The 18,646-nt window shown below is 68.2% G+C and carries 20 protein-coding genes; 8 read left to right on the top strand and 12 right to left on the bottom strand.

The genetic code is table 11. From position 1 onward, the window contains the following. Positions 1-111: 111 nt before the first annotated feature. Positions 112-432: a hypothetical protein gene (locus ACIA12_RS34485; RefSeq protein WP_396371479.1), complete on the bottom strand. Its 321-nt coding sequence runs from the start codon at positions 430-432 to the stop codon at positions 112-114. A gap of 65 nt (positions 433-497) precedes the next feature. On the opposite strand from ACIA12_RS34485, the gene ACIA12_RS34480 reads away from it, so the two are divergent. The 3 genes from ACIA12_RS34480 (at position 498) to ACIA12_RS34470 (ending at position 3,614) form a co-directional block, all read left to right on the top strand. After that, positions 498-1,139 (top strand): TetR/AcrR family transcriptional regulator, encoded by a 642-nt coding sequence (locus tag ACIA12_RS34480; RefSeq protein ID WP_396371478.1) that lies wholly within the window; start codon positions 498-500, stop codon positions 1,137-1,139. Beyond that, positions 1,132-3,054: a Na+/H+ antiporter NhaA gene (gene nhaA / locus ACIA12_RS34475; RefSeq protein ID WP_396371476.1), complete on the top strand. Its 1,923-nt coding sequence runs from the start codon at positions 1,132-1,134 to the stop codon at positions 3,052-3,054. Before ACIA12_RS34480 ends, nhaA begins: the two co-directional genes overlap by 8 nt. 104 nt (positions 3,055-3,158) lie before the next feature. Then, positions 3,159-3,614, top strand: coding sequence for a rhodanese-like domain-containing protein (locus tag ACIA12_RS34470; protein WP_396371475.1), 456 nt, complete (start codon positions 3,159-3,161; stop codon positions 3,612-3,614). An 827-nt stretch (positions 3,615-4,441) separates the two neighbouring features. Here ACIA12_RS34470 and ACIA12_RS34465 read toward each other — a convergent pair. The 4 genes from ACIA12_RS34465 to ACIA12_RS34450 all read right to left on the bottom strand — a co-directional run bounded on the left by ACIA12_RS34465 (position 4,442) and on the right by ACIA12_RS34450 (position 8,295). Continuing rightward, entirely contained in the window at positions 4,442-4,948 is a 507-nt protein-coding gene (locus tag ACIA12_RS34465) for a tetratricopeptide repeat protein (protein ID WP_396371474.1), read from the bottom strand. 163 nt (positions 4,949-5,111) lie between these two features. Next, positions 5,112-6,884 (bottom strand): MOSC domain-containing protein, encoded by a 1,773-nt coding sequence (locus ACIA12_RS34460; RefSeq protein ID WP_396371473.1) that lies wholly within the window; start codon positions 6,882-6,884, stop codon positions 5,112-5,114. After that, positions 6,884-7,705 (bottom strand): pyridoxamine 5'-phosphate oxidase family protein, encoded by an 822-nt coding sequence (locus ACIA12_RS34455; protein ID WP_396371472.1) that lies wholly within the window; start codon positions 7,703-7,705, stop codon positions 6,884-6,886. The genes ACIA12_RS34460 and ACIA12_RS34455 overlap by 1 nt, the downstream gene beginning before the upstream one ends. Continuing rightward, positions 7,702-8,295 carry a CGNR zinc finger domain-containing protein gene (locus tag ACIA12_RS34450; RefSeq protein WP_396371471.1) on the bottom strand — a complete coding sequence of 198 codons (594 nt, stop codon included), beginning with the start codon at positions 8,293-8,295 and terminating at the stop codon, positions 7,702-7,704. The genes ACIA12_RS34455 and ACIA12_RS34450 overlap by 4 nt, the downstream gene beginning before the upstream one ends. Positions 8,296-8,414: 119 nt before the next feature. Here ACIA12_RS34450 and ACIA12_RS34445 point away from each other — a divergent pair, with 119 nt between their 5' ends. Then, on the top strand, positions 8,415-9,278 hold the full coding sequence (locus ACIA12_RS34445; protein ID WP_396371470.1) for a DUF427 domain-containing protein: 864 nt from the start codon (positions 8,415-8,417) through the stop codon (positions 9,276-9,278). A gap of 12 nt (positions 9,279-9,290) precedes the next feature. Continuing rightward, positions 9,291-10,004, top strand: coding sequence for an SDR family oxidoreductase (locus ACIA12_RS34440; RefSeq protein ID WP_396371468.1), 714 nt, complete (start codon positions 9,291-9,293; stop codon positions 10,002-10,004). A 20-nt stretch (positions 10,005-10,024) separates the two neighbouring features. On the opposite strand, the gene ACIA12_RS34435 is transcribed toward ACIA12_RS34440, so the two are convergent. The 3 genes from ACIA12_RS34435 to ACIA12_RS34425 form a co-directional block, all read right to left on the bottom strand. After that, on the bottom strand, positions 10,025-10,384 hold the full coding sequence (locus ACIA12_RS34435; RefSeq protein ID WP_396371466.1) for a hypothetical protein: 360 nt from the start codon (positions 10,382-10,384) through the stop codon (positions 10,025-10,027). Beyond that, positions 10,381-11,511: a YbfB/YjiJ family MFS transporter gene (locus ACIA12_RS34430; protein WP_396371464.1), complete on the bottom strand. Its 1,131-nt coding sequence runs from the start codon at positions 11,509-11,511 to the stop codon at positions 10,381-10,383. The genes ACIA12_RS34435 and ACIA12_RS34430 overlap by 4 nt, the downstream gene beginning before the upstream one ends. Before the next feature lie 62 nt (positions 11,512-11,573). Next, a complete protein-coding gene (locus tag ACIA12_RS34425) occupies positions 11,574-12,284 on the bottom strand; it encodes an SDR family NAD(P)-dependent oxidoreductase (RefSeq protein ID WP_396371463.1) in 711 nt (236 codons plus the stop codon). 128 nt (positions 12,285-12,412) lie between these two features. Here ACIA12_RS34425 and ACIA12_RS34420 point away from each other — a divergent pair, with 128 nt between their 5' ends. Then, a complete protein-coding gene (locus ACIA12_RS34420; protein ID WP_396371462.1) occupies positions 12,413-13,324 on the top strand; it encodes a LysR family transcriptional regulator in 912 nt (303 codons plus the stop codon). Here the strand turns inward: ACIA12_RS34420 and ACIA12_RS34415 are convergent. The 4 genes from ACIA12_RS34415 to ACIA12_RS34400 form a co-directional block, all read right to left on the bottom strand. Then, positions 13,315-14,145 (bottom strand): fructosamine kinase family protein, encoded by an 831-nt coding sequence (locus tag ACIA12_RS34415; RefSeq protein ID WP_396371461.1) that lies wholly within the window; start codon positions 14,143-14,145, stop codon positions 13,315-13,317. The genes ACIA12_RS34420 and ACIA12_RS34415 overlap by 10 nt on opposite strands. Further along, positions 14,138-15,127 carry a cation diffusion facilitator family transporter gene (locus ACIA12_RS34410; RefSeq protein ID WP_396371460.1) on the bottom strand — a complete coding sequence of 330 codons (990 nt, stop codon included), beginning with the start codon at positions 15,125-15,127 and terminating at the stop codon, positions 14,138-14,140. The genes ACIA12_RS34415 and ACIA12_RS34410 overlap by 8 nt, the downstream gene beginning before the upstream one ends. 36 nt (positions 15,128-15,163) lie before the next feature. Next, a complete protein-coding gene (locus tag ACIA12_RS34405; protein WP_396371459.1) occupies positions 15,164-15,487 on the bottom strand; it encodes a hypothetical protein in 324 nt (107 codons plus the stop codon). Between the two features lie 165 nt (positions 15,488-15,652). After that, positions 15,653-16,633, bottom strand: coding sequence for a saccharopine dehydrogenase (locus tag ACIA12_RS34400; protein WP_396371458.1), 981 nt, complete (start codon positions 16,631-16,633; stop codon positions 15,653-15,655). A 78-nt stretch (positions 16,634-16,711) separates the two neighbouring features. Here ACIA12_RS34400 and ACIA12_RS34395 point away from each other — a divergent pair, with 78 nt between their 5' ends. Both ACIA12_RS34395 and ACIA12_RS34390 read left to right on the top strand, forming a co-directional pair. Next, complete coding sequence (locus tag ACIA12_RS34395; protein ID WP_396371457.1) at positions 16,712-17,284, top strand: TetR/AcrR family transcriptional regulator; 573 nt, start codon at positions 16,712-16,714, stop codon at positions 17,282-17,284. Between the two features lie 159 nt (positions 17,285-17,443). Continuing rightward, positions 17,444-18,607 (top strand): hypothetical protein, encoded by a 1,164-nt coding sequence (locus ACIA12_RS34390; protein ID WP_396371456.1) that lies wholly within the window; start codon positions 17,444-17,446, stop codon positions 18,605-18,607. The last annotated feature ends 39 nt before the right edge of the window (positions 18,608-18,646 follow it).

The raw sequence follows: 18,646 nt of genomic DNA, 5'->3' as shown, positions 1-18,646 counted from the left end.
CATGAGTGATCGTCGGGGGTCACCCCGTGGCTGGAGTGTTCCTCAGCGGACATCATGCAGCCTGGCCCGCCCGAAGTGGTAGCCGAGGCACAAGATTCGTCGAGGGGGATCTCAGCGGTGCTCGACCCGGCAGTGCGGAAGACCGGTGGAGGCCGGGGTGCAGACGATGTAGGTGTTGTCGCCGGCTGAGGTTTCGCTGACCCACGGCATCACCGCTTCACCGGTCAGCAGGGCGTCCAAGGTCTGCAGTTCGGGGTCGCGCGGCTCCGGATGGTGACGGTATCCGGCGGCGCCGAGCGCAAGCGCGACCGACATGGCGAGCAGGTTCGTCGCGGTCGGTTGGTCCGGGCGGTCGGAGTCGTCGGCCGGCTCCAGCCGGATGCCGTGATCGGGTACGTCGACGATCCGTGCCACATAGCTGCCAGTAGTCATGCGGCCGACAGTAGACCTTCTCTTTTCTGGGATGCAAATCCCAGAAAAGCGGGTAGGGTGGGCGCATGACGGCGAAGCTGACGCGGAAGGGGCGGGCGACCAAGGAGCGGATCGTCTCCGTGGCCGCCGACCTGATCTACGAGCACGGGGTCGCGGGCACGAGCATCGAGGATGTTCGGGCCGCGGCGGGCGTGAGCGGGTCGCAGATGACGCACTACTTCCAGGACAAGCGCAGCCTGGTCGCGGATGTGGTCGACCATCAGGCCAGGGTGGTGATCGAGTTCGAGAGCAGCCCGCAGGTGGGCGGGCTCGACAGCTTCGAGGCACTGCGTGACTGGGCCGCGATCAACGTGCAACGCCAGATCGACCGGCAATGCGAGGGCGGCTGCCGGCTCGGCTCACTGGCCGGCGAGCTGGGCGATGCCGATCTGCTGGCGCGGGCCCGGCTCGCCGTCGGCTTCGCCGAGTGGGAGCGCAAGCTGCGCGAGGGCCTGCAGTCGATGTCCGACCGCGGCGACCTGCGCCCCGAGGCCGACCCGGAGAAGCTGGCGATGGCGCTGCTGGCCGCGCTGCAAGGCGGCATGCTGCTCACCCGGACCCAGCGGGATGCGGCTCCACTGGCGGCAGCGCTCGATGCGATGCTGACCTACGTCGAGTCGTTCGCGACCGACCCGGCGACCGTTGGACGGAGAGGGCAGGATGGCTGACTTCTCGGGAGTGCTGAGCGGGCGGACGAACTGGACCCGGGAGTTCGCTGCGCCGATCCGGGACTTCCTGCGCACCGAATCGGGCAGCTCCGGCGTGCTCGCCGTGGCGATCCTGCTCGCGCTGGCCTGGGCCAACCTCGCGCCCGGTTCGTACGCGGAGTTCTGGCACACCGACTTCTCGCTGGCCCTCGGTGGCCGCGAGCTGAACATGTCGTTGCAGGAGTGGGTGAACAGTGGGCTGATGACGCTGTTCTTCCTGGTGGTCGGGTTGGAGGCGCGGCGCGAGTTCGACCTGGGTGACCTGCGCGATCGCAGCCGTTTCGTCCTTCCGGTGGTGGCCGGGGTGGCGGGGATGATCGCGCCGGTGCTGATCTACCTGGCGTTCAACCATGGCGGTGAAGGCGCTCATGGCTGGGGCGTGGCGATGTCGACCGACACCGCGCTCGCGCTCGGCCTGCTCGCGCTCGTCGGGCGGGGTGTGCCGGATCGCGTCCGGGTGTTCCTGCTGACTGTCTTCGTCGTCGACGATCTGATCGCGCTGCTGGTGATCGCGATCGTCTACAGCGAGAACATCTCGCTGATGCCGCTGCTGATCGCGATCGTTGCCTTCGGCGCCCTTTTGGCCGCGAGCCTGCTTCGGGTCCGCCAGGTCGGTGTGTACGTCGCGCTGGGTCTGGTCACTTGGGCTGCCTTGCTGACCAGTGGTGTCGACCCCGTGGTCGCCGGACTGGCGATCGGGTTGACGGCCTCGGCGTACTCGCCGGGGCGCGACGAGCTGGAGCAGGCGAGCGGACTGTTCCGCTTGTTCCGCGAGCAGCCGACGCCGGAGCTGGCGCGCAACGCGACACTCGGACTGACCTCGACCCTCTCGCCGAACGCGCGGCTCCAGCACTTCTACCACCCCTGGACGAGCTACCTGATCGTCCCGATCTTCGGCCTCGCCAACGCGGGCATCACGATCGACGGCGACTTTCTGGCGCAGGCGTTCCGGTCACCGATCACACTGGGCATCCTGTTCGGGTACGTGATCGGCAAGCCGGTCGCGGTGATGGCGGCGTCCTGGGCGCTGACCCGCTTCACCGGTGGCCGGTTGCGGCCGCAGGTCGGCTGGGCGGCGGTGGCGGGCAGCGGCACGATCGCCGGGATGGGGTTCACCGTTTCGTTGCTGATAGCAACCTTGGCGTTCGAGGGCCGGGCGCTGACGGAGGCGAAGCTCGGACTGTTGTCCGCGGTGGTCGTCGCCTCGGCCGTGACCTGGCTGGTTTTCCAGGCCGCGCATCTGTTGTCGCCGGCCCGCAAGGCGGTCGCGTTGCTCGGCGACGTGGAGGAACTGGTCGACCTGATGGACCCGGTCGACCCCGAGCGCGACCACATCCGCGGGCCGGAGGACGCCTCGGTGACCTTGGTCGAGTACGGCGACTTCGAGTGCCCGTACTGCGGGCTGGCCGAGCCCGTCGTCCGGGATCTGCTGAAGGACGACGATCTGCGCTACGTCTGGCGTCATCTGCCGCTGACCGATGTGCACCCCCGCGCTCAGATCGCCGCTGAGGTGTCGGAGGCGGCGGCGGCCCAGGGCGCCTTCTGGGAAATGCATGACCTGCTGCTGGCGAACCAGGAGAATCTCAAGCCGGCTGACCTGATGTCGTACGCCCAGCAACTCGGGCTCGACAACGACCGGATCCACGACGAGGTCAAACGCCACGTCGCCGCGGCGCGAGTTGCTCAGGATGTCGAGTCCGCCGATCTGAGTGGCGTGTCCGGCACCCCGACCTTCTTCGTCAACGGGCAACGGCACTACGGCGCCTACGACGTGGAGACCCTGAAAACCGCGATCAAGACAGCCCGCGCCCGCGCCAAGATCCGCGACACCGAGCTTCCGCCGTTGGTCCGCCGCCGGCGGGCTCGTACCACCTGAGTTGGCGGTAATTAGTTGTAGTAGGTCATTTCTGCCACTGTTCTGAGCTGGTGGGTTCGGAGACGCTGAGGGCTCCACAGAAGATCGGCCGAAGGGAATCGACGATGTCGGCAGTGCTGGAGACTCCGCCCGCAGTGCAGCACGAAGCTGTTGAGTATTTTGCCGGGAAGCTCAGGTTCGAGACCGATCCGTCGGATGTGGCGGCCGACATCGGCGCCGGGGTGACCGGCTGGGTTCTCGTCGACAGCCGAAGCCAGGAGAGCTGGGACCAAGGGCACGTGCCGGGAGCGATCCATCTGCCGACCAGAGAGATCGCGGCCCGCGCGGCGGACGTAGTACCGCCCGGCATTCCGGTCGTCACCTACTGCTGGGGCCCCGCCTGCAACGGCGGCACCAAGGCAGCCCTTGAGTTCGCCAAACTCGGCTACCCAGTCAAGGAAATGATCGGCGGCTTCGAGTACTGGACCCGCGAGGGCCTCCCAGTACAAACCCCCACCGGCACCACCCGCCACCCCGCAGACCCCCTAACAGCCCCCACCGGCATACCCTGCGCCTGCTAACCCCCACTCCACCGCCCCACCACTCAACTCTCGCCCCACCAACCCACCTCGGCCGTCCCAGCTTCCCGCTTCCGGCCCCCGCTCCGCCCCCCGGCTCCACCACTCCACCGTCCAGCTCCGGCCTCTCAGCTCCCCGGCTCCGGCGCCGCGCGCTCTGGCACTCCACCTCTCCCACCCAACTCCGGCGCTCCGCTACCCACTCCGGCGACCCAGCGTCCGGCTCCGCCGTTCCCGCCACCCGACCCCGGCGCTCCATCCTCCGAGCTCCGGCGCTCCACCGCCCAACTCCCGCGCCCGACCACCCAGCTGAAGCGCTCCACCGCTCCCACCGGGCTCCGGCGCTGCGCTACCCGGTCCGGCGACTCAGCGTCCGGCTCCGCCGTGCCGGCCACCCGGCTCCAGCGCTCCATCGTCCGAGCTCCGGCGTCCACCACCGGACTCCGGCGCTTCGCCGTCCAGCTCGGGCGCTCGACCGCCCAACTCCCGCGCTCGACCACCCAGCTCGGGCGCCCACCGTCCAGCTCGGGCGTCTCAGCTCCCCGGCCCGGCGCGCCTCCCTACCCGGTCCGGCGACCCAGCGTCCGGCTCCGCCGTGCCGGCCACCCGACGCTGGCGCTCCAGCGTCCGGCTTCGGCGCCCCGCTCCAGCCCCCCAGCGTTCGGCTCCGCCGCTCGCCAGCTGCTCCGGCACCCCTTCCCGCCGTCCCGGCTCCCGTGCCTTCGCCCGGTTCCCGTGCCTTCGCCGGTCTCCACCAGGGTGACTTTGGTGATCTGGCGGTCACCGCGAGGTGTTCGGGGTGCCGGCCAGGGCGTCGGCTGGCTGGTTGGTTAGGCGTCGGGGTTGGTTAGGTGCTCGGCGTTGCCTCGGATTGCTGCTTCGTAGCGTTTTAGTTCGGGGGTGTCGATGCGGTCGGCGATGACCAGGAGGAGGGTTGCCAGCGCCTTGTCGTGGTGGCCGGCGGCGTGGAGGGTCAGCGACTTGAAGACTCGCAGGGAGTCTGACTCGGGGAACTCCTGGCTGGCTGTTTTGAAGACCGCCAGGGACTCGTCGAAGCGATCGAGGTTCCGCAGGGTACTGCCGTACTGGAGCAGGCAGCGGCGTTTGATGTCGCCGCTGAGGCCGGGGAGCGCCTGCTCGTAGTACGGCAGAGCCTTCTCCTCCTGGCCGGCCGTGTCGTAGGCGCCGCCGACCTCGTAGAGCACATACGGGTTGCCCGGGTGCTTGGTCAGCAGGTCCTCGAAGAAGTCGATCGTCGGCTGCATGTTCTCCCGGTCGCGCCGGGCGAACGCCTCATCGATGGTCGCGGCCAGTTCCGGCGTCAGGTCTTCGGTCACGCTCCCATCATGCCGCGCCGAAATGCCGAGCCGCCCGCGGCCGCTCCGACATGGCTGCGTCGGACCGATCGCAGCCTTCGCCGACCCAGCCGGCCACCTGGGAGCTAGCCCAACCCCACCCGCAGGCGGAGTACGGGCTGGGAGGTTGCTCGGGCGGAGTGGTTCAGAGGTCTAGGACTACCTCGGTGGTGGGTTGTGCGCAGCAGGGGAGGATCTGGCCGGGGGGTGCTGGTTCCAGTGGCTCTGGTGAGTAGGTCACCTCGCCGGAGATCAGTGGGGTGACGCAGGTGTGGCAGACGCCGGTGCGGCACGACCAGCGGGTTGGTACGTCGCATGCGTCGGCCAGGTCGAGCAGCGATGGCTGCTGGTTGGACCACGGTACGGACAGGCCGCTGCGGGCGAAGGTGACCAATGGCCCGGTACCAGGCTCGCCCTCGGGTGGATGAGGTGGTACTGAGCGGTGGTCGGTGATCCCGGGGTTGATCGACGCCAGGGTGCCGAACAGCTCGGTGTGGATCCGATCGCGCGCAATCCCCAACCCTGCAAGCGTTTCCGTCATCTCACTCATGAATCCGGCCGGCCCGCAGATATACGCCGACGCATCGGCCGGCAACCCGAGCGCCTCGAACTGCTCGACGGTCGGCCGCTTGCCGCCCGCGGTGTAGAAGACGTGCTGGTGTGCCAGTGGAAGTCCACTCAGCAGCTCACCAGCCTCCGCCGCAAAAGCCTGCTGAGCCTCGTCCCGCGCAACATGGATCCACCACACAGCCCGAGGCTCGCGGGCTCCCCCCGCGCCCGCCCCACCAAGCTGGGCGGGGGCTGGGTTGGTTTGTTCTGCTGCTAGGGCGTGGAGCATGGCTAGTACGGGGGTGATGCCTACTCCGGCGGAGATTAGGACGACTGGGCTGGGGTCGTTGGCCAGTACGAAGTCGCCGCGGGGTGCTGCGACGTCGATGGCCGTGCCGGCTTTCAGGTGGTCGTGGATGTAGGTGCTGACGAGGCCGTCGCGCTTCACGCTGATCCGGTACTCCGCGGCGCCGGGCGCCGACGACAGTGAGTAGCTCCGGACGGCCGGTGGAGCGTCGGGGGTGGCGGCGATCCGCAGGGTCAAGTACTGGCCGGCTAGTGCGGGCGGAAGGGTGCCAGAGCCGTCCTCCGGCCGGAAGCAGACCGACAGGATGGAACTGCTCTCCGGTACCACCGCCGCCACCGTCAACGGCCGGAACCCGGGCCAGCCGATCGGCGCCGGCTGGATGTCGTCCGTTGCGTTGCCGGCGGTCGATGGAGGGGAGTACTGGGCTACTAGTTCTCGGAAGGATTGTTGCCAGCCGGGGCTTAGGGCGGGGATGTCCAGGGAGCGGCGGAGCTTTTCCTGGTCGCGGTTGGGGAGGTACAGGAGTGCGTCGATGTCTGCGACGCTCAGCGCCTGGGGGCCGACTCGGGTGCGGATGATCTCGTCGCCTGCCTCGACGACGCCCTCCTTGATCACGCGGAGGTAGAAACCCGGACGATGGTGGGCAACGAGGAGCGCGGGCAGTTGCGGCTCGCCCATGCGCATACCGACGCGGTAGCAGGTCACCCGCGGCTGCGTGACCTCGAACTCCGCCTCGCCGATCCGGTACCGATCGCCGATGCAGACCTCGTCATCGGGCAACCCGTCCACCGTGAAGTTCTCGCCGAACATCCCGTACGTGAGGTCGTCGCGCCCGAAGTACTCCTGCCAGTGCGCGTAGGAGTCCAACTGGTAGGCCAGCACCGCCCGCTGCTCACCACCGTGCCCGCCCAGATCGCCCTGGCCGTCACCGTCGATGTTCAGCCGTCGCACCATCCGCGGCCCGTCGACCGGAGACTTGAACACACCCGTGTACACCGTGCGGCCGTGCCAGGACACGTCCTTCGGCAGGCCGACGTTCAGGGACCGCAGCGTCGCCATCATCAGCTCCAGCTGTTGAGTACTGACCGAGTCGGATGGAAACGCACCGCCCGGCCCGTCTCGCCTCCGGCATTCCAGTCGATTGTCGCCCTACCGGACAGGTGCAGGGCGGTACCGGTCGAGAAGTCGAGGAACAGTAATGCGGCGGTCGGGTCGACCGCGATGTTGCCGAGGCTGTTGAACATGTTGTTGCCCGGGAAGTCCGGCCACCACAGCTCCCCGCCGTCAACGCGCACGAAGCCGGGTTCACCGCCCTTGTGCGAGGTGTCGGCGCCACGAGTGGGGTGCGCAGTACCGAGGAAGAAGGTGTCCGCGCCCTCGATCAGCGCCACAGCCGCCTCACCGAGCGACCCGTCGGTCACGATCGGCAGCGTCGATGCGGGCTGGGTGACCTTGTGTGGATGGATGTACTGCGGACAGTTGCCATAGGCCTGCTCCGCCGCGATCTCCAGCTCACCCTCGGTACTCCGAACCAGCTCCCCGTTGATCCGCACCCGCCGCCGCAACGCCAGATCGATCACCAGTACGCCGACCTGCTGCCACGCCGGTACTCCGTGCAACGGGTCACCCGGCCCAGGCGCAGTACCGATCGTCAACATGCTGCCACTCGAAGCAAGGAAGCCCGGGGTGCCCGACATCCCCGACGTCCACAACCGCCCATCGCCGTCGCGCGCCGTGATCGCCACGAAGTCGCGCTGCGCCAGGAACTTCTGAGCGCCACCCTCAAGCGATGCCGGCCGCAGCATCCCCTCCAGCCGAGCCGCGTCAAACGCGACGCCAGCCTTCTCCTGGACCGCCAATTCGCCCTCGTGGAAGCCGGTCATGACTGCCTCGTCTTCTCGTAGTGCCGGGCGACCCGGGTGCGATTGCCGCAGCGGCTGCCGATGCACCACTGCCGTCGCTTGTGCTCGGCGAGGAAGAGCATCGAGCAGTTCGGATTCGCGCAGCGCCTGAGCGTCTCGCGCCGGGCCGGGTCGGCCATCAGCTCGATCGTCTCGCGCGCCATCATCGCGAGCGCGGCATTCCCGCCGTACTCCGGATGCCAGCGGATCTCCGCCTGCGGCCCAGCGGCCGAAACCACCATCCGCAGGCTCTGCGGAGCCCCGGCGACGGCCGCGTTGAGGTCGTCCACGGAGGTTGCCGACGGCAACCGATTGGTCAGGTGCGCGTCGAGCACCTCCCGGATCGCGGCCCGCAATCGGCGCACCGCCGCACCGTCCGGAACTGGTCCGGCCGGCAGCCTGCTCGACTGCAGTGACCACCAGCTCGCCAGCTGCTCCGGCGTCTCGAGCAGGTCAATCGGTGGGGTGACCGCCAGCAGCTGCGTGTCGACCAGATCGAGCGCAGCCAGCCGCTCGCCGCCCATGGCGAACCCTGCGGCCAACAGGTCCTCGACGCTCGGGCTCATGCTCATATCGCCACCTTACGCATTAGTTACGTCTCAGATCAACAGTCAAGCGGGGTCTTGCGCAAACCGTGTTAATGGTTTTAGCTTCACTTTAACATTACACCGAAGAGAAGTGGAGAGGCATCATGGGACTGTCCTGGCAACAAGGACCACTCGGCGGCGGCGCGGTCGGTCGCTTCCTGACCCCGGAACCGCTGCCCGAGCGGCTGCTGTACGCCGAGCGCCTGCGGCGGCGGATGCGGGTCCGGTTCGGTGGCGAGTGGATCGCGGACAGCGAGGACGTGATCCTGCTCCACGAGCCGGGGCGCTACCCGGTCGCGTACTTCCCGCGCGGCGACGTCCGGGCAGATGTGCTTTCCGGGGGCGACCGGACGACGCAGCACCGCGACCTGGGGACGACCGCCTGGTACACGGTCGGCGGCTTCGGGCGTGAGGCGCAGCGGGCTGCTTGGGAGCACATCGATCTGCCCGCGTACGCCGGAGAGCTGGCCGGCCGGGTTGCTTTCGCGTGGCGGGCGATGGATGCGTTCTACGAGGAGGACGAGCGGATTCTGGGGCATGCCGCGGACGCCTATCACCGGATCGACATTCGGAGTACGTCGCGGCATCTCGTAGTACGGGCTGGGGATCGGGTGATCGCTGAGACGTCTCGGCCGGTGGTGCTGTACGAATCCGGGTTCGCGCCGCGGTGGTACGTGCCGCGCGAGGACATCGTCGACGGCGAGCTCACGGCGGTCGACGGTCAGACCTTCTGCCCGTACAAGGGCTTGGCGGACTACTACGACATCGGTACTGCGAAGCGCGCAGCCTGGTCGTATCGCGAGGCCTACGACGAGGTCGGCCGGGTGTCGGACCTGGTGTCCTTCGAGGCCGACAAGGTCGAGGTCACCCTGGACGGCGTACGGCTGCTGCCGGAGCCGGGGCAGCAGGTGAAGCCGCATGGCATCGACCGCGGACTCGACACCGACGAACTCATCTCGATCGACTGAAGGGTCTGACTCATGTCTGCATCACTGGAGAACCGCACTGTTCTGGTCGTCGGTCGCGGGAGTGGAATCGCTCGCGCGACCGTGACGGCACTGCTGGCCGCAGGCGCGAAGGTCGTGGCCGCTGGGCGCGATCAGGAGGCGCTGGCGGCGGCGTACCAGGGGACTGCCGTCGAGACGGCGACCGTCGACCTGAATGACGAGGCCTCGATCGCCGCGCTCGCCGAGTCGATCGAGGTCGACCATGTCGTGTCGACGGCATCGGCGCGGGCTCGTGGCCGAGTCGGTGATCTGACGCCGGCCGCGATGCTCGGGTCGTTCCAGACCAAGGTGATCGGGCCGATCCTGCTGGCCAAGCACTTCGCGCCGCGCATGCCGGCCGACGGCTCGTTCGTCTTCTTCTCCGGCCACTCGGCCCGCAAGTCGCACCCCGGCATGCTCGCCGTGGGTGCGACCAACGCGGCCGTCGATGCCGTCGCCAGGTCGCTCGCGGTCGAGCTCGCGCCGCTCCGCGTGAACGCCGTCTCGCCCGGCACGATCGACACCGGCGCGTACGACGGCCTCGGCGAGGCAGCCAAGGCGGACCTCTTCGCCCACCGCGTCGCCGAGAACCCCGTCGGCCGGCTGGGTACCGCGGAAGACCTCGCGGACGGCGTCATCTTCGCCCTCACCAGCACCTTCGTCACCGGTACGTCGATCCCCGTCGACGGCGGCGAACCAATCGTCTGAGGAGTCCTCGAGCAAGCAGGTCAGGACAGTTTGGAGACCTGGTAGTGGTCGATCTTCCAGGTGTTGTCGTTGCCTCGGGCAAGGATGCTGAGGAAGACCTCGAGGGTGGGGCGGTCGACGAAGGAGAAGGCGACCTTGAGGTAGCCGAGAACCAGGTCGTCGCTGAGTTGGCGCGACTCGAGGATCTCGTAGTCGGCTTTCATGCCCAGGGGTTGTGAGGCGTAGTACTCGGCGACGCCGACCGGCCCGATGCTGTACGGGTGCAGGCCCTGGAAGATGGCGCCGTCGGTGAAGACCTCGGCGACTGCCTCTGGTTCGTGGGCGTCGACACCGGCCTTCCAGGCGTCGAGGACCGTGGTGAGGATGCTGGTGGTGTTCATGCTTGGAGCTCCTTGAGCTGAACCCGGCTCGGAAGCGGGCCGAGATGGTGCGGGAAGTGGTGTCGGAGGACCCCGGCAGCGACTGCTGCCAGTGTGACGATGGCGGCGCCGATGAGCAGCGCCTGGTGGTAGCCGTCGTGGAGAAGCGGGGTGACGGCGAGCGGGCCGACGATCTGTCCGGCGCTGTAACCGGTGGTGAGGATGGCGACGGCCCGTGGGATCTTGAGGTGCGCGCCGATCGCCAGAGCCATGCTGCCGATGCCGAGGAACGTTGCGCCGAACAGCGTCGCGGAGATCAGTGCCGGGGCCACCCCACCGGCCACGGTAGGCAGAGCTAGACCGATGGCCTGCAGGACCAGGGCCGTGAAGAGCAGGGTGGGTCGCGACCAGGTGCGGCTGAGGGCTGCCCACAGAGCGGTGGACGGTACTGCGGCGATACCGACCAGAACCCAGGCCGTGCCGCCGAGCCAGCCGCTGCCCGTTTGGTTGATGGCGGCAACCAAGAAGGTCCCCGCAATGATGTAGCCGATGCCTTCCAGGGTGTAGCTGGCGAGCAATGTCCCGAACCATTGGTTGCGCTGATTGACAGCTTTCTCGGGCTGCTTTGGTGGACTTGCTGTCTGGAGTCGCCAGGCTGGGATGGCGAGGATGGCGGAGAGGGCGGCTGCCGTCCACCACGCGTCCTGCCAGGTTCCCGTCGTACGGAGGATCAGTACTGCGATGCCCGACAACGCGATGCCCGCGCCGATCCCGCCGAATGCCCAGCCGATGAGGTGCTTCGCCGGACTCGCGAGGAGCGCGCTGACGGCGATGACGAAGATCAGTGCGCTGGCGATCCCCGCCAGCAACCTCAGCGCGACCCAGCCGCCGGCCGGCATCAGGGCGAGGGTTGCGATCAGAGTCAGCAGCGACAAGCGAAGTACAAGCTGGGAGCGGGCCAGGACGGGCGCCACGATCGCCGCTAGGGCGCCGATCAGGTAGCCGATGTAGTTGGCGGTCGCCAGGTGAGCGCCGGTCCGCGCCGACATCCCCGCCTGCGCCTGCATCAGCGGCAGGATCGGGGTGTAGACGAACCGCCCGACTCCCATCCCCACCGCCAATGCCGCGCCAACCTGCCACGCCTTCATGCTGTCGTTCCTTTCGAGGTCCGGGCGAGCGGTGTGAGGACCGCCCGCCCGGGGACGGGTGACTAGTGGCCGGCGCTCTGGCCGCCGTCGACGTAGAGGATGGTGCCGGTGACGAACGGCGCCTCTTCGAGGTAGGTGACGGCGCCGACGACGTCGGAGATCTCGCCCATCCGGCCGACCGGGTGCAGGCTGGCCATCGTTTCGTGGGTCTCCACCGGGTGCATCGGCGTGCGCATGATGCCGGGGGAGACCGTGTTCACGCGGATCCCACGGGTCGCGTACTCGATCGCCAGCGACTTGGTGACGGCGTTCAGGCCGCCCTTGGTCAGCGAGGCGAGCGCGGACGGTACGTTCGAGTTGGCGTGGTCGACCAGGGCGGTCGAGATGTTGACGATGTGGCCGCCGTCGCCGGTGGCGAGCATCGCCTCGACCGCGCGCCGGGTCAGCTCGAAGAAGCCGCGCAGGTTCACGCCGGTGACGAGGTCGAACTCCTCGTCGGTGTAGTCGGTGAACGGCTTGGCGACGAAGACGCCGGCGTTGTTGATCACGGTGTCGATCCGGCCGAACTCGGCCAGCCCCTGCTCGATGATCCGGTTCCCGGTGCCCGGGGTGGCGATGTCGCCGGCCACGGTCAGCACGAACGGGTCGTCGGAGGGCTGGATGGAGCGCGAGTTGGCGACCACGGCGTACCCGAGCTTGCGATAGGCGGTCACCAGCCCCGCGCCGAAGCCCTGCGATGCGCCGGTGACGACTGCTACTTTCTGGGTACTCACAGCTTGCTCTTCTCTCTGTGTTCTCGGGGGAGAGCGATCGTTCTCCTTGCCTTGATAGTGGCTCGGCGCGGAGCGGCTTTCCACGACTTGTTGGCTCTCTGCTGGTAGGCAGCGCCTACGATCGGGGAATGGAACTGCGACAGCTGCGGTACTTCGTCGCGGTGGCCGAGGAGCTGAACTTCGGCCGCGCTGCCGCCACCCTGCACATCGCCGGCCCGTCGCTGTCGCAGCAGATCAAGGCGCTCGAACGCGACCTCGGCATCCGGCTGTTCGACCGCGACCGCCGCTCGGTCACCTTGACGACCTCCGGCGAGGCGCTGCTCGCTCCCGCTCGTGATCTGCTCAACCAGGCCGACGAGCTCCGCCGCTCGGCCGCCGGCCTGTCGAAGGCCGAGCCGGTCCGCCTCGGCTACGTCAGCTGGCACCCGCCGGACCTGATCACCCGCGTCTCCGGCATCGCGCAGCTCCGCCTCGACGCGTGGGTCCTGCCGTCACATACCCAGGCCGCCCGGGTCGCTGACGGCAGCGTCGACCTGGCGATCGCCTGGATCAAGACCTCCGCGCTGGCCGAGCTCAAACTCGAGGCCCGCTTCCTCGGCGCCGACCGCCTGTACGCCGTATCGCCCGGCCCCGACGATTCGCCGGTACTCGCCAAGGACGTCATCATCCTGGTCGACTCCGACATCGCCACCTGGTCCTCCTGGAACGACTACGCCGAGGAACTCGCGCGGGCGACCGGAGCGCGACTCGAGTACGTCGACGACGGCGGAATGACCGGCCCGGCGTTCCACGAACACGTCCGCCGCCTCCGCCGCCCCGTCCTCAACAACCCGAAGCGCACCACCACCCCGACCCCGCCCGACCTGGTCGAACGCCAAGTCACCAACCCGGCGCCGTACTGGACCTGGTCACTCCTGTCCCGCCAGTCGGACCCCCGCACAGCAGTCCAATCCACGATCCACGCCCTGACCGACGACGTCCCACCCCTCTGCGCAGACCTCTCGGCGTGCTGGCTCCCGGTCGAAGACCCCTACCGATAGGCCCTGACGACGGCTCGGATCTGCTCGACGTAATCACCGGTCGGGCCGAAGTGGGCGACCACGCTCAGCAGTTCGCGGAGATTGAGCAGCCGCATCCGCTGCTGCCAGCCGGGCTCGGGCGGATGGAGCTCGTGGTACGCGGCGAAGAAGCGGTCCGGTACTCCGCCGGAGCAGAACATCATGCTGAGGTCGACCTCGGCCCAGGTCCAGCTCACGGCTGGGTCGATGAACGCCGGCCGGCCGTCGTGGGTGGCGATGACGTTGGCCTGCCAGAGATCGCCGTGAGTCAGGACGGCCGGCGCATCGGGGAGCAGCTGGTCGAATCGGGCGCAGAGCTGCTCGATGTCGGCTCGATCGGCGGGCGTGAGTGCTTCTTGGGTTTTGGGCTCGCGGAGATAGCGCAGTACTCGTCTGGTCGCGAAGAAGTGGTGGCCGTCGGAGTCCCAGGTGTTCTCCTGGGGGAGGCGGCCGAGCCAGCCGTTTTCGGGCCAGCCGTGCCTCGGGGATGTCTTCGTGTGGAGGGTGGCGATGGCTCTGCCGGCGACTTCCCAGAACTCGTCGGTGCCGGGGGTGGTGGGAGTCAGGGCTTCCAGGGTTAGTGCGTTGGCGGTCACCTTGATGACGTCGGGGGTACGGAGGCCCTCGGCTCGCAGTACGGCGAGACCTTTGGCTTCTGTCGCGAAGTCGGCAGCACCTGTTTTGACGACCACTGTCTGGTCGGCCAGCTTCACCAGCCAGGTGGTGTTGGCGAAGCCGCCAGTGAGTTGCTCGGCTGCGAGGATCTCCGTGCCGGGCGGTAGAGCGGCGCTGAGGTCAGACACTCAGCGTGGGTTCGTCGGGGGCGGAGAGGCTGAGGACTGCGCCGGCTACCGCGGGGGAGGCGCTGATCTTGGCTTCCAGGGCGCGGAGGCGGACGGCTACGTGGGACTCGGTGTCGTCGCCGGTGAGGTCGACGTCGCCGATCACCGAGATCATCCGCGGGCCGACGATCTCGAGGCGCAGATAGGTGACCCGGGCAACCTCCGGGGCGGCGAGGATGGCTTGCAGGGCAGCCTGGCGGACCTTCGGATCGGCTTCCTGGCCGACCAGGAATCGGCGGTTGCGGTTGATCAAAAGCAGCGCGACCCAGGCGAGTAGCAGGCCGACGAGGATCGAGCCGATGGCGTCGGGGATCGCCGATCCGGTCAGCTGGTGCGCAAAGAGACCGGCGGCGGCGATGAGCAGTCCGCCCAGCGCGGCGGCGTCCTCGACGAACACCGCGCGCAGCGTCGGGTCGGACGTGGCAAGTACATGCTCGATCAGATCGCGGTCGAAGGTGGCCGCCTCACCCTTCGCCTGCCGGGCCGACTGCGCGAACGAGATCCCTTCGAGAACGAAGGAGACGGCGAGTACGACGTACCCGATGACGAAGTGCCCAACCGGCTCCGGTGTGATCAGCTCCTGGATCCCGTGCGTGATCGACACCGCGGCACCCGCCACGAACAACCCGAGCGCGGCGAACAACGACCATACATATGCCTCACGCCCATGCCCCAACGGATGCAGTTCATCAGCCGCCTTGTGCGCCCTGCGGTTGGCGACCAGCAAGAAGATCTCGTTCCCCGCATCAGCCCAAGAGTGCGCCGCCTCCGCCAAGATCGAAGCCGACCCAGTAGCCAACGCAGCCACCGACTTGGCGAGAGCAATCAACACATTGGCCCCAAACGCAACCAACACCGTCGTCAGACTCTCGCCACCCCCGGTAGCCCCACTCCCCGGCACCTCCGCCAACAAATGCCGCCCATCACCCTGTTCGTCGACCATCAGCCAGTCGTAGCACAGCAGAACAGACGGCTGGTACTAACGCGCGGAGAACCCGCCATCGCCCCGCCGCCCCGGCCGGTCGAAAACCACCGGCACCCCGGCATCCGCGATCAGCGCCTCCACTGCTGCCGTCGGCGCGTCATCCTTCAACCAAGCGCTCACACCGGAGAAATCCTTGGCCGGCCCCGTCGATTCCAGGATCGCGCTGTGATCCGTCATCAGGCGCCTGGCGACAGGCATCAATTCGCCCAACGAGAAGGCGGCCGGCGCGAAGGTCACCGGCACCGGCTGTTCATCCGCCAGCCGACGTAACTCGGCCGGAACCTCGCCCTTCCAATAGACCACCAAGGCCGCGATCACGCCGACCCTCAACGCCGCCGGCTGTGTCGCCGAAGTGAGCCCTGATCCAGTCCGCGAGTACCAAGCCTGCCGTCTGTGCCGGTGTTAGCGGCGGCGTGATCCAGCCGCCCGGCAGCGGTTCCTCTGGCTCCTGCGGGAGCTTGCCGCCGCCCACTTCGTCCGCCATCAACCAGTCGTAGCACACTCCAGTTCCGCGAAGGCGGCGCCGACCTCTGCAAGCCGCTTCATCGCGTAGGTCGGGTCGATGAGGGATTCGGGGGTGTGGATGCCTGGTGGGACGGGGGTGCCGTGGAGGCCGAGTAGGCGTTCGATGCCTAGGGCTATGCCGAGGGCGGTCAGGGGGCGTTGGCCGGAGTGGTTGACGAGGGAGTGGGTGGTGCGGATCGGCGTACCGGCTGGGTCTGTTCCTTCGAGGTCAATCCGTACTTCGGTGAGCGGCTGCCCGGGCTCGGTGCTGACGGCGAAGTCGAGTTGGACGTCGGCCGCGCCGGTTGCGAAGGCGAGGCCGGTGACGTCGAGGCCGGCGACTGTTTGGGCGGGGATCGTGGTGCCGTCGACGCGTTGGATCTCGACCGGGGGCGCGTCGGCCAGCCAGGTGAAGACGCCGTCGCGCCGGACCAGTCCGGCCGAGCTGGCCACGGCCCACCGCTCCAGGTCGGCCAGGGCCGCGGGGCCGCCGATGTCCTGCTCGTCCTGGATCGCGCCGATGTGGATGCTGTCCACCTGCCCGAACTTTTTGGTTGCCTGGAGCGTTGCCAGCGCGACAGTGCCGGCGAAGAAGTGGCTGGCGAGCATGACCGCCGAGGCGTTCGGGCGCTGGGCGACGGCGGCAACTTCCGGGGCGATCTCCATCGGGCCGCTGGAGATGCTGAAGTACGGGATCGCGTGGTCCTGGGCGTACCGCAGGCCGTTGAAACGATCGTCGCGCAGCAAGGCGACCACCGCCGAGTGCTCGGTCGCGAGCTCCAGGTTGTGCAGATCGACGGTGAGGGCGGTCGCGGTGCCGAGTTCGTCGGCGACGCGTTGGGCGCGGGCGAGGTCGCGGCCGGCGATCGTCAGCGGCAGGTCGGGATGCCATTGCCTGAGCAGTCTGGCCGTGCCGGCTCCTGCCTGACCTGAGCCGCCAAGGATGAGTACCGGTTTCATCTGTTGCCTCCACTCGTAGCTACATTTTGTAACCTACACTTTGTAGCCTAGAGTGGAGGCCGGACGCAAGGAGGGTCTTTGAACACGCGGTTGACCAAGACGGCCAGGCGAGAGCAGCTGCTCGACGTGGCCCTAGGGCTCGTGCGCACGCGCGGAGTCGACGGGCTGACCCTGGTCACCCTCGCGGAGGCCGCCGGTGTCAGCCGCCCGATCGTCTACGACCACTTCGGCACCCGCGCGGGCCTCTTGCTGGCCCTCTACCGCGACCTCGACGAACGCCACCGCTTGGCTCTCGAGGCGGCGATCCGCGACGCCCCCGCGACCATCGACGCGATCGCCTCCGTCATCAGCGCCTCGTACTTCGCCTGCACCCTGGACCTCCCAGAGTTCGCCCCGCTCTCGGCGGCGCTGAAGGGCAACCCGGAGCTGGAACCGACCCAACACGAGTTGCTCACCGCCTACACCGCCACGATGGCAGCGGCGCTGAGCCCGTACTCCGAACTGTCTCCCGAAGGCCTCCATCTCCGCTGCACAGCCCTCCTTGGGGCTGCGGAAGCTTTGGCCACCGAGCTGACTCACAACCGGGCAACCGCCTCCGAAGCGATCGCCGCCCTGACCGACTTGATCACCGGACAGTTCACGACCCGCTGACAGCCGTTGACCCGGCCGGATCGGTTCGGATAGCGTCTTGGTCAGCGTGGTTGGGGCCGCGCCGAGACTCGCCGGAAGGCTGGAAGCCACCCTGTTCTCCAACCATTGGCATCGTGTTCCTTGGCGGCCTGTGCGAGTCCGGGCGCGAGAGGACACGTTGTGAGATTCCTGCCTGACAAGCCGAGCCTGGGGTTCCTGCGCAAAGAGGCGAAAGACCTCTTGGCCGCACTCCGCGAATCCGACCCGACAGCATCCTTGGCCGACGCGCAGCGGGCGCTGGCAGTCGAGTACGGGATGCGGGACTGGGCCGAACTGAAATCCGAGGTCGAGCGCCGAGCGGCCGCAGTACCGGTTGCTCCTGCAGGTCTTGCGGAGGCGCTCGCCACCGCCTTCGGCCTGGGGGCTGTGGTCGGCGCGCCGTCGCCGGTGTCGTTCACGCCGATGGGCCGCTGCTGGTCCATCACCACCGACCGCGGCCGCTGGCTCGCGGTCACCGTCTACGACTGGATCACCGCCGAGCAGGCCGAGGTGGGTTCTCGCCTACGCGAAGCCGCCGTCGCCGCGGGGGTCGCCGCGCCGACACCGGTACGCAGCCCACGCGGCTCCTTGATCGAGGCGGTGCAAGGACAGAACTGGCGAGTCCACGAGTGGCTCGAGGTCGGCCCGACGCCGGTACTTCCGACGCCGTCGGCGGTCGCGCGCCAGGTCGGTACGACGTACGGAATCCTGCACACACTGGCCATCCCGAGCGAGTCCCCGATGAGCTGGTACCTGACCACGCGCAAGTCCAGCGCCGACTGGTCGGACCTGCTGGCCCGGGCCCGCGCCGCCGGCAAACCCTGGGCGGACCTGCTCGCCGAATCCCTTCCAGCATTCGCAGATCTCAACCGAATTGAACTCGACGCCGACCCCGCCGACTTCATCCTCTGCAACAGCAACCTGATCCCCGAACACGTCCGCATCGGCCACCATGACGAACTGATCGTCACCGAATGGGATTTCGCCGGCTCCCTGACCCCAGCCCTCGAAATCGGCGGAGCCCTGGGCCAGTGGACCCTCCGCCCAACCTTCAACGAAAAAGCCGCAATCGCCTTCCGGGACGGTTATCTCGACGCCGCCGGCACCTGGCCGAAACTAACCCTCTCCTCTTTCGCAGTAGCCGTCAGCGGCTGGCTCAACTGGACTTACAACTGCATCTGCGAGTCCATCAATCCCACCGACGCCGACCACGCCGACACCACCGAACGCGGCACCCTCGACCTCCTGGCCCACCCAATGACCCGCCCCGCCCTGGAAGAACTGCTCGCAGCCACCGACTCGTAGGCGCGGTGAGATCCGGGTCGATCCATCGACCCGGATCGG

It is taken from the genome of Kribbella sp. NPDC051620 (genome assembly GCF_044453825.1).
Classification (GTDB): Bacteria; Actinomycetota; Actinomycetes; order Propionibacteriales; family Kribbellaceae; genus Kribbella.
This window is presented reverse-complemented; position numbering and strand designations above follow the sequence as displayed.